Origin of the sequence: Bacillus sp. JHAA, from assembly GCF_036961585.1 — a bacterium.
In the GTDB taxonomy this organism is placed as follows: Bacteria; Bacillota; Bacilli; order Bacillales; family Bacillaceae; genus Bacillus; species Bacillus velezensis.
In genome coordinates, this window is the sequence record NZ_JBAMDE010000002.1 from 473,354 (window position 1) to 488,463 (window position 15,110).

Annotated in this window: 14 protein-coding genes and 2 pseudogenes; 8 read left to right on the plus strand and 8 right to left on the minus strand. The window is 35.5% G+C overall.

Features of this window, described 5'->3' with window-relative positions; genetic code table 11:
- Positions 1–79 precede the first annotated feature (79 nt).
- From xepA to V7728_RS06475, 3 genes are read left to right on the plus strand one after another with little or no spacing between them, the layout of a single operon-like run.
- The gene (xepA, locus tag V7728_RS06465; protein ID WP_099566926.1) at positions 80–973 is read left to right on the plus strand and encodes a phage-like element PBSX protein XepA; all 894 of its coding nucleotides are present in this window, start codon (positions 80–82) and stop codon (positions 971–973) included.
- 46 nt (positions 974–1,019) lie between these two features.
- Entirely contained in the window at positions 1,020–1,442 is a 423-nt protein-coding gene (locus V7728_RS06470; RefSeq protein WP_099566925.1) for a phage holin family protein, read from the plus strand.
- A 43-nt stretch (positions 1,443–1,485) separates the two neighbouring features.
- Positions 1,486–2,304: a peptidoglycan recognition protein family protein gene (locus V7728_RS06475; protein ID WP_099566924.1), complete on the plus strand. Its 819-nt coding sequence runs from the start codon at positions 1,486–1,488 to the stop codon at positions 2,302–2,304.
- A 35-nt stretch (positions 2,305–2,339) separates the two neighbouring features.
- Here the strand turns inward: V7728_RS06475 and V7728_RS06480 are convergent, their stop codons facing one another.
- Both V7728_RS06480 and V7728_RS06485 read right to left on the minus strand, forming a co-directional pair.
- Positions 2,340–2,669, minus strand: a complete 330-nt coding sequence (locus tag V7728_RS06480) for a hypothetical protein (RefSeq protein WP_099566923.1) — start codon at positions 2,667–2,669, stop codon at positions 2,340–2,342.
- Between the two features lie 3 nt (positions 2,670–2,672).
- Positions 2,673–4,556 carry a DEAD/DEAH box helicase gene (locus V7728_RS06485; protein WP_099566922.1) on the minus strand — a complete coding sequence of 628 codons (1,884 nt, stop codon included), beginning with the start codon at positions 4,554–4,556 and terminating at the stop codon, positions 2,673–2,675.
- 131 nt (positions 4,557–4,687) lie between these two features.
- Between V7728_RS06485 and V7728_RS06490 the strand changes: the two are divergent.
- Positions 4,688–4,774, plus strand: a pseudogene (locus tag V7728_RS06490) (peptidoglycan-binding domain-containing protein); the annotation flags it as partial.
- Between the two features lie 54 nt (positions 4,775–4,828).
- Here V7728_RS06490 and V7728_RS06495 read toward each other — a convergent pair.
- Together V7728_RS06495 and V7728_RS06500 are read right to left on the minus strand one after the other, a co-directional pair.
- The gene (locus V7728_RS06495) at positions 4,829–5,275 is read right to left on the minus strand and encodes an SMI1/KNR4 family protein (protein ID WP_099566921.1); all 447 of its coding nucleotides are present in this window, start codon (positions 5,273–5,275) and stop codon (positions 4,829–4,831) included.
- A gap of 11 nt (positions 5,276–5,286) precedes the next feature.
- A complete protein-coding gene (locus tag V7728_RS06500; RefSeq protein WP_099566920.1) occupies positions 5,287–7,140 on the minus strand; it encodes a T7SS effector LXG polymorphic toxin in 1,854 nt (617 codons plus the stop codon).
- A gap of 172 nt (positions 7,141–7,312) precedes the next feature.
- On the opposite strand from V7728_RS06500, the gene V7728_RS06505 reads away from it, so the two are divergent.
- On the plus strand, positions 7,313–8,296 hold the full coding sequence (locus V7728_RS06505) for a thermonuclease family protein (RefSeq protein WP_099566919.1): 984 nt from the start codon (positions 7,313–7,315) through the stop codon (positions 8,294–8,296).
- Here the strand turns inward: V7728_RS06505 and V7728_RS20475 are convergent, their stop codons facing one another.
- Positions 8,297–8,521 (minus strand): T7SS effector LXG polymorphic toxin, encoded by a 225-nt coding sequence (locus tag V7728_RS20475; RefSeq protein WP_099566918.1) that lies wholly within the window; start codon positions 8,519–8,521, stop codon positions 8,297–8,299.
- A gap of 300 nt (positions 8,522–8,821) precedes the next feature.
- Between V7728_RS20475 and V7728_RS06510 the strand changes: the two genes are divergently transcribed.
- Both V7728_RS06510 and V7728_RS06515 read left to right on the plus strand, forming a co-directional pair.
- Positions 8,822–9,934, plus strand: a complete 1,113-nt coding sequence (locus tag V7728_RS06510; RefSeq protein WP_099566917.1) for a Rap family tetratricopeptide repeat protein — start codon at positions 8,822–8,824, stop codon at positions 9,932–9,934.
- Complete coding sequence (locus V7728_RS06515; RefSeq protein ID WP_174532477.1) at positions 9,934–10,080, plus strand: hypothetical protein; 147 nt, start codon at positions 9,934–9,936, stop codon at positions 10,078–10,080. Before V7728_RS06510 ends, V7728_RS06515 begins: the two co-directional genes overlap by 1 nt.
- 109 nt (positions 10,081–10,189) lie before the next feature.
- On the opposite strand, the gene V7728_RS06520 is transcribed toward V7728_RS06515, so the two are convergent.
- Both V7728_RS06520 and V7728_RS06525 read right to left on the minus strand, forming a co-directional pair.
- Positions 10,190–11,050 carry an HNH endonuclease gene (locus V7728_RS06520; RefSeq protein ID WP_099566916.1) on the minus strand — a complete coding sequence of 287 codons (861 nt, stop codon included), beginning with the start codon at positions 11,048–11,050 and terminating at the stop codon, positions 10,190–10,192.
- A 92-nt stretch (positions 11,051–11,142) separates the two neighbouring features.
- A complete protein-coding gene (locus V7728_RS06525; protein WP_099566915.1) occupies positions 11,143–11,970 on the minus strand; it encodes an SMI1/KNR4 family protein in 828 nt (275 codons plus the stop codon).
- A gap of 442 nt (positions 11,971–12,412) precedes the next feature.
- On the opposite strand from V7728_RS06525, the pseudogene V7728_RS20480 reads away from it, so the two are divergent.
- Positions 12,413–13,142: pseudogene (locus V7728_RS20480) on the plus strand (aspartate phosphatase); the annotation flags it as partial.
- Between the two features lie 408 nt (positions 13,143–13,550).
- Here the strand turns inward: V7728_RS20480 and V7728_RS06535 are convergent.
- Positions 13,551–15,041, minus strand: a complete 1,491-nt coding sequence (locus V7728_RS06535; RefSeq protein ID WP_099566914.1) for a PIN-like domain-containing protein — start codon at positions 15,039–15,041, stop codon at positions 13,551–13,553.
- Positions 15,042–15,110: the final 69 nt, after the last annotated feature.

A 15,110-nucleotide genomic window follows, 5' to 3' on the forward strand; every position in this document is an offset into this window, starting at 1 on the left:
TTATTTTGCGATAAAGGGGGTGGTCACAATGTAATTTTGATCAACCACTAAATTCAACGATATCAAGGAGGGATTTGCCATGTCATCATATAGCTTTCAATTTCCAACAGATGCAACCGGTAAGCCAGGAGCGGCTAAACCTTACAGAGAAGGGAACAGGGATTTTATAGTACCCGTGGCTGCTATTTCGGGTAATGCAGAGCTGCTGGCAAACGCAGTTTTAAAAGCGACCGAAGTATACACACAATATGGTCAAGATCGATTAGGTCCTGTTTTAATTTCAAAAGTAAAAGGACATGCTTTTTCTGATCGTGAAGGTACCTTATTCATTGAAGAAAGTAACGATATGAATTCATGGACTACAGTCTCTTCGGCGGTTGTTAAAGCAAATACACTTGGCGAGACTGAATGGGTTCATTTAACTAAACGCTATTTCCGTTTCAGATACGTAAATGGTAACCTGCAACAATCTGAATTTTTACTATACCAGTCACTAGGCGCCGGTGAAGAGGATATAAATATTAACCACACTGTTCCTATTACAGCAGTTGCTCCGTTCTCAGTCCAGCTAGATAAAAGCGGCTTAACTGATGATGGTCGTTTAAAAGTTCAGACTGAAGGCCTGAACCTTAGCTCATTGGACACTCAATCAAAAACGACGGATATTGTCTTTCACGATAGAACAGAAATCATTGGTGAGGGCAACCCATTCACCGTTGGACCATTCAAAACGTTACTCATTGAGGTTTATGGGACGGCTGAGACAAGTGAATTGAAGTTCTGGGGTAAATCCTTATCTGGAACAAAAAGAGCCCTTAGAGGGCAGAAAGTGGATGACGGAACATTTGCCACTAGCACAAAAGGGAAATCAGAAGCTTGGTCTTTTAACATTATTGGTTTTAAAGAAATTGTTATGGAGCTTACAGCTTTAACAAATGGAAACTTTTCAGTTAGAGGGACGGCCGTCTCATAAGATCCGGCTGTCCCTTTTTTATTTGCCTCGGAGGAGGTGATTAGAAATGGAGGAAACCAGTTTGTTTATCAATTTTGAAACATTAGATTTAGCAAGAGTATATTTATTTGGAGGAGTGAAGTACCTTGATTTACTTCTAGTTCTTAGCATAATTGACGTTTTAACAGGAGTAATCAAGGCATGGAAATTCAAAAAGCTGCGAAGCCGGAGCGCATGGTTTGGATATGTCCGCAAACTACTCAATTTCTTTGCGGTCATTTTAGCAAATGTTATTGATACAGTCCTAAATTTGAACGGTGTCTTAACCTTTGGTACCGTTCTTTTTTATATCGCTAATGAAGGCTTGTCAATAACTGAAAACTTAGCACAGAGCGGTGTTAAAATCCCTTCAACGATAACAGATCGATTACAAGCAATTGAGAATGAAAAAGAACAGAGTAAGAATAACGCAGACAAAGCTGCTGGCTAAGCCAGTGGCTTTTTTATTATGTAGACAGAAGGAGAGAGGATATATGCCAATCAAAGTTGTTAAAAATCTAGTCTCTAAATCAAAATATGGATTGAAATGTCCTAATCCAATGAAAGCCGAATACATCACTATTCACAACACTGCGAATGATGCTTCAGCAGCCAATGAAATTTCATATATGAAGAATAATTCAAACTCAACAAGTTTTCACTTTGCAGTAGACGATAAACAAGTTATTCAAGGAATTCCAACAAATCGTAACGCTTGGCACACAGGAGATGGAACAAACGGTCCAGGAAATCGTAAGTCGATCGGTGTCGAAATTTGTTATAGCGAGTCAGGAGGGTCACGATATAAGGCAGCGGAAAAGCTCGCTATTAAGTTTGTGGCACAGCTGCTTAAAGAACGGGGATGGAGCGTTGATCGTGTCCGTAAGCACCAAGATTGGAACGGTAAGTATTGCCCGCACCGTATTTTGTCAGAGGGAAGATGGAATCAAGTTAAGGCTGCCATTGAAAAAGAATTAAAGGCGCTAGGTGGGAAAACAAGCAAGAGTAAAACAAGTGCAGCTAAAGAGAAAACAACAAACTCAAGTAACAAAAAAACGTCATATGCGCTGTCTTCCGGTATTTTTAAAGTGAAGAGCCCAATGATGAGAGGAGAAAAGGTAACACAAATTCAAAAAGCACTGGCTGCACTATACTTCTACCCGGATAAAGGATCGAAAAACAACGGCATTGACGGCGTGTATGGTCCGAAAACAGCAGATGCGATTAGACGATTCCAGTTAATGCATGGGCTTTCTGCTGATGGAATTTATGGATCTAAGACTAAAGAGAGAATTGAAGCATTATTGAGATAAAAAAAGGCCCTTCTCCTAGAAGAAGGGCAAATGTTTTAGGCTGAAGTAATCTTATTTGAAGTGGTTAGTTTTTTTATTTTAGTTAAAATCGTTTCAATTTCCTTTTGTCTATCGTAAATTGTACTTTGAGAATCTCCCTCTATTATTGAGGCGTGTTGAAGATATTCATTATCATCGAATAGATAAATAGCCTTGACAATATCTCCATTTTCTGTGAAAAATAGTTCGACTTCTAAATGATCGTTTATTTGCTTGAAGCTTACTTGTTCGTAATCAGGATCTTTGGCATTGACTAAAAGGTCTGACGGCCAAACCGGATTTAGGTGCATTGCTTTCCATAACTGGTTTCTTAACTCATTTAACAATTTTCAACTCTCCTTCTTTAAGGTTCCTCTTATTAACATCCTCAAATATTCGATTTGAGCATCCAAATCTTTGTTTGCATTTAAATAGTCATCTACCACCCAATTTTTTCTTTCACCATATTTGTTTTTAAAGAAGCTGTTTAAATATGCTGCTATTATTGCAGTATTATCAGGTTTTTGCAACGTCCATTGATGCACACGCTGTAGGGGAAGGTTTTTAAATTCAATACCTTCTTTAGTAAGATCGAATTCAAGTATTAATTGTGCAGGTATTTCATATTGAACTTTCTCATTAAATCCTTCTCGTAATACATTTCGGTATTTCTTAGGGTTTTTAAGGAGAGGATTAAACTCTGGTTCAGCTTTTTCTTTACGAGCTAAATTTGACAATTCTTTTTCAGATTTATCTGGGAATATGCTTTTGAGTTTTTCAACTGTTTCCTCAATATCTTTTTCGTATGCCTCGTATGCTTCAGCTGCACTTGTGAACTCGTAATATTCTTCTTCTGTATCAATTTCTCCATCAAAAATAACCTGACCTAAATCTGTTTCTTCTTTTTTGAAGGAGTTAATTAATTTTGATTCTTTTTTATCGTTCTTTATTACAGCTTCTAATACTTCACAAAATCTTTTTTCTTGCATGTATTCTTTCCAAAGGGGATCTAATCCCAGGTCCCTATGTGCAACAACTGTACCAATATTATCAATTGGATTTGCTGTTACTTGATCGGGGATTCTTCGTAAAATACGACCAATAAATTGTGAATATGGAGCTAAGCTTCTATAAGGTCTAAAAATAGCTGCAACCGAAAGATAAGGGTGATCATATCCTTCCCCTAACATAGCAACATGTATTACTACATCTGTTTGGTGACTTTCTATTTTTCGTAATGCTTCTATTTTCTCGTTTTTAGGGAGTTTGCTATGAACTACTACAACTCTTAAATTTGATTCCTCATACAGTAACTTTACTTTTTCTGCATGTTTAATACTACAACAAACAGCAATTATTTTATGAGGCACATCACTAACTGATAACCGTTCATTAAGTTGTTCAATACTTGCATTTACGATTTGTTGATTGCATTCTTTTGACATAGCAACACTTTTTGATATGTAGTCTTTTTCTTTTATATTTAAAAGTTCGAACTCTTTGAGTGTGTATTTTTTTGATTCGTCTCCGTTTAATGTTAAGTAAACCTTTTCAGGTTTTAACACAAAATTTTTAAGGGTTTTAACTATCCCTTCCTTCATAGCTTTTCCTAACCGGTAATTCATTATTACTTGTCCTTCAATTTGCTTCCTGTCAGTTCTGAAGGGTGTACCTGTAACTTTTAAAACTTTTGCGTCTTTAAAATATTCTAAAGCTTTTGACCAAGTTTCCGCAGGTGAATGATGTGCTTCATCAATAATTATCATGTCAAAAAAGTCACTTTCAACTTTTTTTAATAAAGAATTTCGATATCGGGTGCTTAGCTTATGAATATTAAGAATGACTATATTACTTTCTTCCAGTTCCTCCATAAATGTTTCTTTATCATATTCAACAACTTTTGGAAGGTCACTATAATCTTCAAAGACTCCGTGCTTTAGCCAAAAATTATCTGGAGACGAAGGGTCTAATGAATCTAAGACGTGATCTTTAATAACTAATTGAGGGGTTATAATTAGGACTCTTCCTCTTGAGATACCATACGGGGCTAGGCCCATAACACCAGTTTTACCAGCACCAGTGGGTAAAATTGCAACAGCATGATTTTTTGATTTATCCAATAAGAAATGATTGCAAATTTTAATATAGGCATCCTTCTGTGCTCTTCGTAATCCTTTGTTATCTAAGATACTTGGCTGAGCAGTTTTAAAGTAATTTTCTTTGTATTCATTCATTTATGATCTCCCTCTATTAAATCAAGATATTTACATCTATAATAACTGAAATCATTTTTATTTAGTGAATTTCGACAAAAATAGACTAGATTCGCATTTGAAATGTCACAATTTCTCTCAGTATCTTAAATAAGTGGTTTCAGTTAATGCATGGGCTTTCTGCTGACGGGATTTATGGACCTAAGACTAGAGCAAAAATTGAAGCGTTATTCAAGTAAAAAAGAGCTCATCTCTTTGTGAGAAGGGCTTTCCACATCTTTGGCAAGTTCATTCTATTCAAGTTTGTTCATTAACTCTGTAAATGAATCACAAACATAGCTAAGGGAACTTTTCTTATCTTCATAAGCGATCTCATGATCCCAAAAAACAATTACGGGTTCTTGAGAAGACATTCTGTAATCAAAACAAAAGAGGTTTCCCCCTGCATCTGTAGCAAAAGGTATGATCTTATCAACTAACCGATCTTTAACATTATCAAGTGTACTAAGGAGATCAATTGGTCGAGTTGGATCTCCTATACTCAGTAAATTGTTTATTGATTCTCGAGAATTTTGGAATGAAACAACCTTTTTATCTATAGGAGAGCATCCATTATGGTCTTTAATGAACTCTCTGTAATCGGTCGGGAACTTGATTTTTAATTTTTCTTCTACCTCTTCGATCTGACTGTTTGTCGCCTCTTTAAAAGTGCTTCGTTTTCTCCATTTAATACTTTGCATTGATTAACCTCCTATTTCTCATCTTTTCCCCAAATTTTATATCCGCCAGTATGACCAGTTTTAGCATGAATGACTCGATCTACTAGCTCCATTTTTCCAGGAGTTTGATGGTGGTGCCATGTGTATTTCTCTGGTGTTATTCCATCTTGAAGATCAAGTAAATCATCTTCGTTCAAATCAAGCTTCTTAATCAATGATGGATCTTCTTCAATCTGCTTATATAATTGTTTATTTAATTTGTCAAAATGCTGGTCTCTACTTTTTTTAAAGTCGGCTTTATCAAGTGTGAGTGTATGTTTTGATTCGAATATTGGAAATCCGTCTTTATCATAGGGAACTTTTGTTACTGGATGGACATCATTTTTCAAATGACCCATTCTTAAGTTAATAGTCGTTGTTTTGCCCGCGCTGTTTTCGTACGTGTATGGTGCAGCTTTAACAAATTGATCATGTTTGGATTGTATTGCTTTTTTTAATATAGACGTATTCTTTACATTATGGGTATTCTCAATATCTTGTGCTATACCTACAAGTGCTAGATCATCTTTATTTCTAGATAAAGAATTTATGTAGTTTTTCCCTACGGTAATCCCTTTGTTTACATGTCTAGTAGCTGCTTTTTCTCCAGCTTCAATCACTTTATCTACTTTGGTAGCACCGGCTTTCCCAAGTTTGCTTGTTACTTTCACAGCAGAGCCAACGCCTTTTAGTCCAACAAGGCTCCCGACCACATAGGTAATATAATGAGATCGTGAGTATGCATCTCCGTTAACCATTTTATCATTCCATGTATCCGCTATGTTTGTCCATATGATTTTTGCATAGGAAGGTGTCTTCAATACAGCTGAAAATGTTTTGGCTAATTTTTGTTCTTCGGAGAGCTGGGAAAACTCCCAAGCCCCGACAGCTAGATCTTTAACGCCAGTCACAGTATCCTTAGCGACATCGTAGAGACCGACTCCAACTCCTTTCAGGACTTCCCATGTGGTTTCACCAACTTCTTCGAGCTGTTGTGCTTGTTCAAGCTGAATCACATATTGCTGTTGGGAAGGTTCAAGGTTCTCGTAACCGATCTTCTTCGCAATCTCCAAGTATTCATCAGGATCAGTTACTTCATCAGCGAGCTTTTTATTCAAATCCTTTATTTCCCGCTCTTTCGCTTCTTCTTTTTTAATCGTCAAATAAGCATCTGAATGTCTTGCAATTTCGCCTTTTTTCTTGTGTATGTCGCTTTCCCTGTATGCCTTGGCATTGTAATGAAGCGGCGTGGCGTTTTTTCCTTGGCCTGTTGCGTTTTGAAGCTGCTGAAAATCTGCCTTAATGAAATGTTCATTCGTCTCGGTTTCTGCGTATTCTTTCGTTAGATTGTGATCAAGCTTTCCGAGCTTATGTACAGTGTCGTCCCGTTTCTTGTCTGCTGAATCCAGCTTTTGATTGACATCTTCTGTAGAGAAAACATCAAGATGAATGATATCGCTGATTTCATCAAGGATACCTTTCATTTCATTGCGCTGCTCCTGCATGATAGCTTTTGATTTATTCTTCGCATGAATCAGCTCATGTTCTAAAAATGACTCTTCCACAAACGAATCGGCCAATCCGGCATCAGCTACTATTCCTGAAATACTGTTAAGAAAAGCAATCTTCATATCGATCAGATCAAGCCAGCTGTCTGTGACACCAGCGTGATCTTGGAAAAAAGCTTTAATGTTGTCGGCGCCTTTACCTGAAAACTCACTGTCATCTAGATCAGCCATTCCTTGAAATGCTTTTCTGAGATTGATAAATTGTTCCCTGACCTGATCGTATTCTTTCGCCCGCTTTTCCGCTGCTGAAATTAACGAGTCTGCTTCAAATATCTTCATATCTGTCTCCTTTCCACTTAATTTCATCTAAATTTTACCATACTTATAGGTTATCCAATCTTCAAAATCAGATGTTTATTTAATATCCAATTTACAATCTTTGGTTCTATACTTATAATTAGGAAAGCTTGTCCGATATAGAGACAGAATATACAAATTTGGGGGAATTACATTGAAGAAATGGTTGTTAGGTATTGGCGCATTTTCTCTAAGCTTTTCTTTGGCTGCGTGTGGGTCTAATTCTGCTTCTACAGATAAATCAGATTCAGATAAAGCTAAAACAACGCAGCAAGAAGAAAAGAATGCAAAAGAGACAAAGAAAGACAATCAATCAAACGACAAAAGTAATAATGACAAGGATGAAAAAGCCGAAAATGCTTCAAAGAAGGATTCGTCGGATAAAAAGGCATCTGATAATAAGAAAAAGTTGGTCGATGTAACACTTAACAGAACAGTTGATGGAGATACGATTAAGGTTAACTATAAAGGCGAAGTGAAAACTGTTCGCTACTTGCTTGTTGACACTCCTGAAACTAAAAAGCCAAATTCTTGCATTCAACCATATGGTGAGGATGCTTCAGCAAGAAACAAACAGCTAGTTAACAAGGGGAAACTTCAACTGGAGTTTGATAAAGGAGATCGTACAGACAAGTATGGAAGAATGCTGGCTTACGTTTATGTAGATGGCAAATCAGTACAAGAAACACTTCTTAAAGAAGGATTAGCACGAGTAGCTTATGTGTATGAGCCAAACACGAAGTATTTAGACACGTATAAGAAAGATGAACAGGTTGCGAAAGATAAGGACTTGAAGATTTGGGGTAAGAATGGATATACAACTGATAAAGGATTTAATGGCTGCGTAACGAAACCGAAGAAATCAGTAAGTGTATCTAAGCCGGTTCAAAAGTCAGTGACAACACACCAATCCAAGACACATAAATCGAACTCAAGTAGTTCACATTCAAATAATTCAGCATCAAGCAGCTCTTCTAACTCTACACAAGCTACTTCCCCATCGACTGGTGGAACAGAATACTTTGCAAACTGTACAGAATTGAGAAAGAAATACCCGCATGGTGTACCAAGTACTCACCCTGCTTATTCATCTAGAATGGACCGAGATCATGACAACTTTGCATGTGAAAAGAATTAATCATTTTGAAGCCCTCAGAGGCTTCTTTTTTATTTGGATGTATTCAGTCTCAGTCTTGCTGAAAAGGTTTGTGAGAAATGGAATTTTCATATCGATTAATTCAAGCCATTCCTCAGTGATGCCTGCATGATCTCGAAATACAGCCTTGATGTTATCGGCGCTCCACCCGAAAAATCTTTGGTTAAGGTCAGCCATGCCTTGGAACGCATTTTTCAGGTTCGTCATTGGCTGCGCAATTCATTGTATTCGGTTGACGTTGCTTGGCGGCGAGAGCAGGGTAGCTGCTTCAAAAATCAAGATTATATCCTTTTGAATAGTTCTTTTAGAGTGGTTTATTTTCACCATTTGATTTCGATTTGAACTTTAAAAAATAGGTTCATTTACCCTTTCTTTTGATTGCGTAAAAACGAAATAAGAATTGCGGCATATCGAAAATTATTTCTATATATTACATATTATGCTAAACATATGCTAAAATGTTGTTTGAGAAAATTTAGAATATTTGTAGAAAGAGGGGTTTATCGTATGAGTAAACTGGCTTCTGAAAGAGTTGCAAATATATTAAATGATTGGTATATCGCGATAAAACAACAAGACGCTGAGTCTGCTGAGAAATATTTTGAAGAGATCAAACCGCTTTTAGATGAAATGGAAGAAGATCAAGAGGTTTTAATGTATTATTCTTTGTTGGAAGAGCGTCATAGAATGCTTTTGTATCAGGTGAGAGGTAAAGAACTGCCTTCCCATTCGTATTTTAATGAAAATCACGCTGATAAAATCCAAAAGACAGACCATATGATTGAATATTATTTTTATTTATTTGAAGCGCTGTACGAGTCATATAATAGGAATTTCGAGAGCGCCATAAGTTTATTTAATATCGCAGAAAAAAAACTTTCGTTAATACCGGATGAAATTGAAGCAGCAGAATTTTATTCAAAGGTTGCCTCTATGTACATGATGTTGGGCCAAAACATCGTATCGTTAAATTATATAACCAATGCAATGAATATCTATAAGAATAATGCTAATTATTTAAAGCAATTTGCGACGTCTTTAATGGTGGTTGCTCATAATTATACTGAATTGGGACAATACGAAAAATCAGAGGAATATTATTTACAAGCAATTAAAGTGGCAAAAAAATTGAACGATTCATTTTTTACGGCTATGATCCATCACAATTTAAGCATTACATATTCAGAAGCGAAGCGGTCGCAAGATTGTCTTAATGCCATTAAGCATGCATTAAGAAATAAAGATTGGTGTGGATCATCGTATTATATAAATTCATTATATATGATTGCAAAAGAGCTGGTGGTGATGGGGGAAAACAATAAGGCCTCATATTATTTGAAAAAGGGACAGGAAAATCTTAGACAAAAACAGAATAAAATATACGAAGCTAAAATAAACATTATTCATGAGCTTTCACAAAGTCCTTTAAATGAGCGCGTAGATCGGATTCACAGTCATATGAATAGATTGGCAGAACAAAACGACTTTGACAGCATTCACGATCTGGCTTTAATCACCTCAAAAAAATTTGAAGAAGGGGGACTTTATAGAGAGGCTCTAAAGTTTTCTAATAAAGCTATTTTAGCTGAGAAGAAAATGAAGCAGTTGGAGGGAATTTGATGAAAAAGAGAATCCTTTTTGCAACATTATCTGTTGCTTGTTTAAGCGGGTTAGCTTTTGCGGGTATTATGGGTTTTTCTAATAAACATGTAGCTGAAAAGCCAGTAGGTACTTATATATTAGCTGAAAAACCAGTCGGCACATAAAAAACAAAAGCCCCCAGATAGGGCTTTTGTTTTTTATTGAAGGTTCATGAATAAACGGGGTGGTATGGTGCGTCTGTTCTTTTAAAATCTCCTGTAAAGGGAGATTTTATTACAAGGAACCCCAGATGGATCGTCCACCGGTGTGCCCTGTCTTTTTATGAATGTTCTTATCTACTAGCTGAAGCCTTCCTCTGTTTTCATGATGATGCCATAAGTAGCCTCTAGGGGTCTTTCCATTTTTAATATCTTGTATTTGGTATTTGTTAAACTTTTTTGCGTGTTCCCAAGTGTTAATTGCTTGTTTCAAAGCATAATTTGCATTCTTAAACTGAACAGCGTTTGATGATTTAATTTGCCCTAATGTCAAATTATAATTATATTTTGCCGCAAAAACAGGAAAACCTTTAGAATTGAATTTCACTCCGGTTTTTGGATGCTTTTTGCCGGCCAACTTACCATTTCTTACAGTTATCTTCTTTGTTGTGGATTTGAGTGTCTGTTTAACTAATAATTTACCCCCAACACGGCTAACAATGGCAATTGCCGGAGGAAGTAACCAACCGAACTGAGCATGAAGTTCTTCATCAGTACCGGTTGCATCCACTTCGGGAGCAGTCTTTTCTTCTGTTCCGTTAACAACGTTTTCATCAAAAACTTTGTCAGATACATCCTGGGCTTCTTCAGATATAGAATCATCAGATAAATCATCTTCTACATCACCCTCATAGACGGGGGCATTAGCTAAATCCGAATAATAAGGATCTTCTATTACATCTGAATAGTCTTCGTAGTTTGTTTCTTCATAGCCAGCTTCATCATCTGAAACATCATCAGTGGAGGTATGTACCATGTCTGGACCATGATTTTCTTTGCTGTTTGTTGTTTGTGCTTCTGCAAAATTAGGAAGGACGAATGAGGTAAATAGAAGCAGTGGCAGAACAAGACTTGTAATTCTTGTTAAATTTTTCATATCTCTCCTCTTTCTGTTAGTATTTTCTTCACTTAACATCTTAATATATTTTTAGGAAGAAATAAACAGAAAGAGGATAAAAAGTAAAAAAATTAAAGGAAGTCCTTGATTTGTGTCAAAATATTATCGACATCTTCATTCTTTTGTTTGCTTAAGTTAGCTACAATCTCTTCAATACGGTCTTTAAGAATTGTTGTTTTAATATGGTTATCATACGTTGTGGCTAGTGTCATTAATAAATCTGCTAGTTCAAAAGCTTGTTCATCGTTTAAGTTATAAGATGACTCTTTAATCTGATTTATGACCCATGCTAGAGCATTTGTGTCTTTTATGGGGTAGTATGCCACCCTGTATATATCCAAAGGGTTCTTTTCTTTTAATATTTTAACAACTTCTTCACTTGTTATTGACTCAGATGCATTGTGAATTTCTGTTTCTTCATTGTTATATATTTCAGTATCCATATCGTAATGATGCGAGTACAGTTTTGACAAAAATTCGTCAAACGAGGTTGCTAGTTTGAAATCCTGATCCATTTCCACATCGAAGTAATGAATCGGAGGGTTTGAGTTAGTTTCTCGATAATCCATAGCTACCCAAGTATGTCCGTCTCCATGAATAAGGAGAATGTTTTCGGGTAAATCCCATTCCTTTATTAGGTATGAACTGTCTAAAATTCCTGGGTCTTCTCCTAACCCTAGTAGGTAATCAAACTCAATATGATCTTCTGCCCATGAATTCTGAACAGTTGTGGGGAATGCATTGTAATTTATCATTCCTCCGTTTTGCTTGAGTATAAGCTTCTTATACGACTCAGGTAGAATGATATTCAACTTGTTTTCGATGTGTTTGATCATCTCTTCAGTTACACTATCAAGTTTATAAGGATCTTCTTCAGTTGCTTCCCAAAAATTATGCACTGTTTTTCCTCCTTAAAAGCAATAACGCGGTATAGTTCGCATAACTATATATTATTCGACATTAAAGTAGATATACCTGTAATCTGTAAAGAAAAACATCTCCCTCAAAATTGTATAATTTAGGAGGAGGGGGAGTAGATATGAAACGTTTGAATTGCAGCAGTTTCCGGAAAGCAGTGATTTAGCTTCAAACACTTTCATGACCATATCATTTCATACGATAGACTCTTCAACGAAATATTACCAGAAAGAATGAAGAAACGAACATAAAATGCTGGGGTTAATCACTGAAGAAAACATTTGCGGTTTTTTTGCGGTTAAAACACTTTTTAGAAATGTTAGAATATTACATAAAAAGACGCAAAAAGGAGGGATCCTGTGAATCCGGTTTTATCATCGTCAGAGTTGGCGTGAAAATCAACGAGTGGTACAAGATGTTGATATTGAGAATGCAGAGTTTCATTTTAAGTTAGCCGAAGCTTAATATACTATGAAGCAAAATCATATCTCGATGCATCATGTTAAACAGGCAATGGACATTTATAATCAATATGATCTTTATAAAGTGCGAAAAATCCAATGTCATTTTGTGATATCGGGAAATTACGTTGATTTTAAACATTTCGAGAAAAGCTTGCCGCATCTTGAAAAAGCCGGAGAATTGTCTAAACAATTAGATCGCAATGAAAGGCTACTTAGCTCGGCTTACTACAATCTAGGAAAGAATTACGCAGACTTAGGAATAAATGATAAAGCAGATCATTTATTAAATGAGGTTGCCAAGAATATCAGAAAGTGCTAAGTTGAGCAATCTACCACATTTCCTGTTTACATACGCTAAATTTCTTTTTAAGCAGGGGAAAACAAGTGAAGCAATAAAAATGAGTAAAAAGGGTTTATCCGCTGCGATATCCTAAGGTAATAAACTTTTCGTGTCCCTGCAAAAGTACTTGGAAACACTTTATATAATGCAGTAGATCAAGCGGGAATCAAAAAAACTATTGATTACTTAGAAAGAAATAAGAATTATGCGTATGTGGAAGATATCGCAATTGAATACGGCTGAAGTTTTTGCAAAATCAAAGGAATTTGAAACATCATATGTTTATCATCAAAAAATGCTTGAAACGCAAAAACAAATTCAGAGGGGAGAATGCCTATCTGAATTTTAAAAAAGTCGTAATCATTATTCTTAGTACAGTTACTTTAAGTTTAGGTTTGGTTACTACTTTTACTGTAGAGCAAAGTGAAGTATATCATCAACTTTCTGACCGGAATCAAATATGAAAACTGATAGGTATAACCTTATTTTTTGGGGGGGAGAAAAAGGCAATAGGGCACCGCAATAACTTTTTGGTTTCTTAAAAACTCCACTTTGCAATGAGATTAATCAAAATGGAGCTTTTCGTTTCAAGTATCAAATTTTAAAAAAGTTTCTAATAGTATTGCTCTACAATGCGTATGGGCACTTCCTGGTATAAGATTAATGATAACCGATATAACGGAGGTTTTTTGGTCTACATACATCTCAACAGCTACTACTAACCATTTCTTTGTAACAAAAAATTCGCCGATTTTCTTTAATGATTTGGTGCACAGTTCAAACAAAACCCATTACCACCGTCATTTTCTGTGTTGATTTCACGAGTGCAATCCGGACATGTAGTATATGCATTAGGAACAACATCATAATCTTCATCGACAAAACAGGATTGATAGGAAGTTTCCTCAAAATCTCCAGAAATAATTTCAGACAAATCAAAATCATTTGAGTCCTCAAAATCCATAAGCATATCGACTGTTCTAACAACACTGATAGTTAGTTGCCCCATTACCCCGTGCTTATAATCGGGAGAAACAATAATTTCTTTGGTGTCATCATCTTTCCCCCAATAATCACAAGAATGACTGCTCATTTCTACATTATATATCAATTCATATATTATCTGATCATCATCACGCTCAACCATTGTAAAACTGTTTAATTCGTAATTATCAATATCCCATTCTTCAATACCTTCTGAACCTATATATGTTAATGCTGATTCATCAACGTATTCAAAGCCAGAATACTTTAGAGTATCATGTATAGAATCAAATGCTGAATACTCAATCATATTTATGTAATCTTTATCAGTAATTCTAAGTGCTTGTTCAACAACATCGGTTTTTGGAATGTTCATACTCCTAGAAACAGCTTCATAGAAATCTGCAGATACAAATGGCACGATTTTCATCGAAGGTCCGGCAACACCACCATTTTCTGATTTTCTTTTTCTTGTATCTTTGGCAAATTCCTCATAAAGTTGCGACAAAAATTCGACTGTATCATTTTTGCGATTCCACCAATCTGCCTTTGAATCATCTGTAACAAAAATGATATTCCTCTGCCTTTCCTTAGAAAATTGTAATACTTCTTTCCATAAGATCAAATCACTATATTTGCGAATACCATCTTTATTCTTACCATCTTTATACCCAGGAGGTATTTCTTTTTTATATCTTTTTTCACCTTCTTCGCAGATCTTATATATCTCATCCCGAGTAAAATCTTGCATTATCTGTTTATCGTCAATTAATTTTTGTACAAATTCCTTAACGACATCACTTGTCCAACTATCTTGTATCAGGGTTAAAACACTTCGCTGTTCAAAGTAACTTGTAAGCATAGTTTTTAATTCATCATATTTTTCATCAATTTTATCTTGAAGTTCATCTGCTCCTGGAAATTGGCGAGTAATTAAAGTAGCACAACTGTTTTTTAATTTATTTTGCTGCTTTTCAATTAAATTCATTGTATCCTCTATTGAATTTTCAATCTTACCTTGACGACGTTTGAATAGAGCATGATAGTGTTTATCATATTCGATTTTAACAGTATAAGGAATCATTATATGCGCTTGTATTTTCCGTAAACAGTCTAAGGCAAAATTGGCGAAATCTGGTGAAAAACGGTACAAACCTAAATATACATTTGTGTCACAAACGATTATATAATTATCTGCAATAAGTTTTGCAATATTAACAGAAGCATCACTGAAGCCTGATGTAATTTCATTATCATTAGCCATTAAATAATCTCCACCTAATTGTTTATAATTTATTTTTATTTAAACAGCAAAAATTATTAACCGTGTACT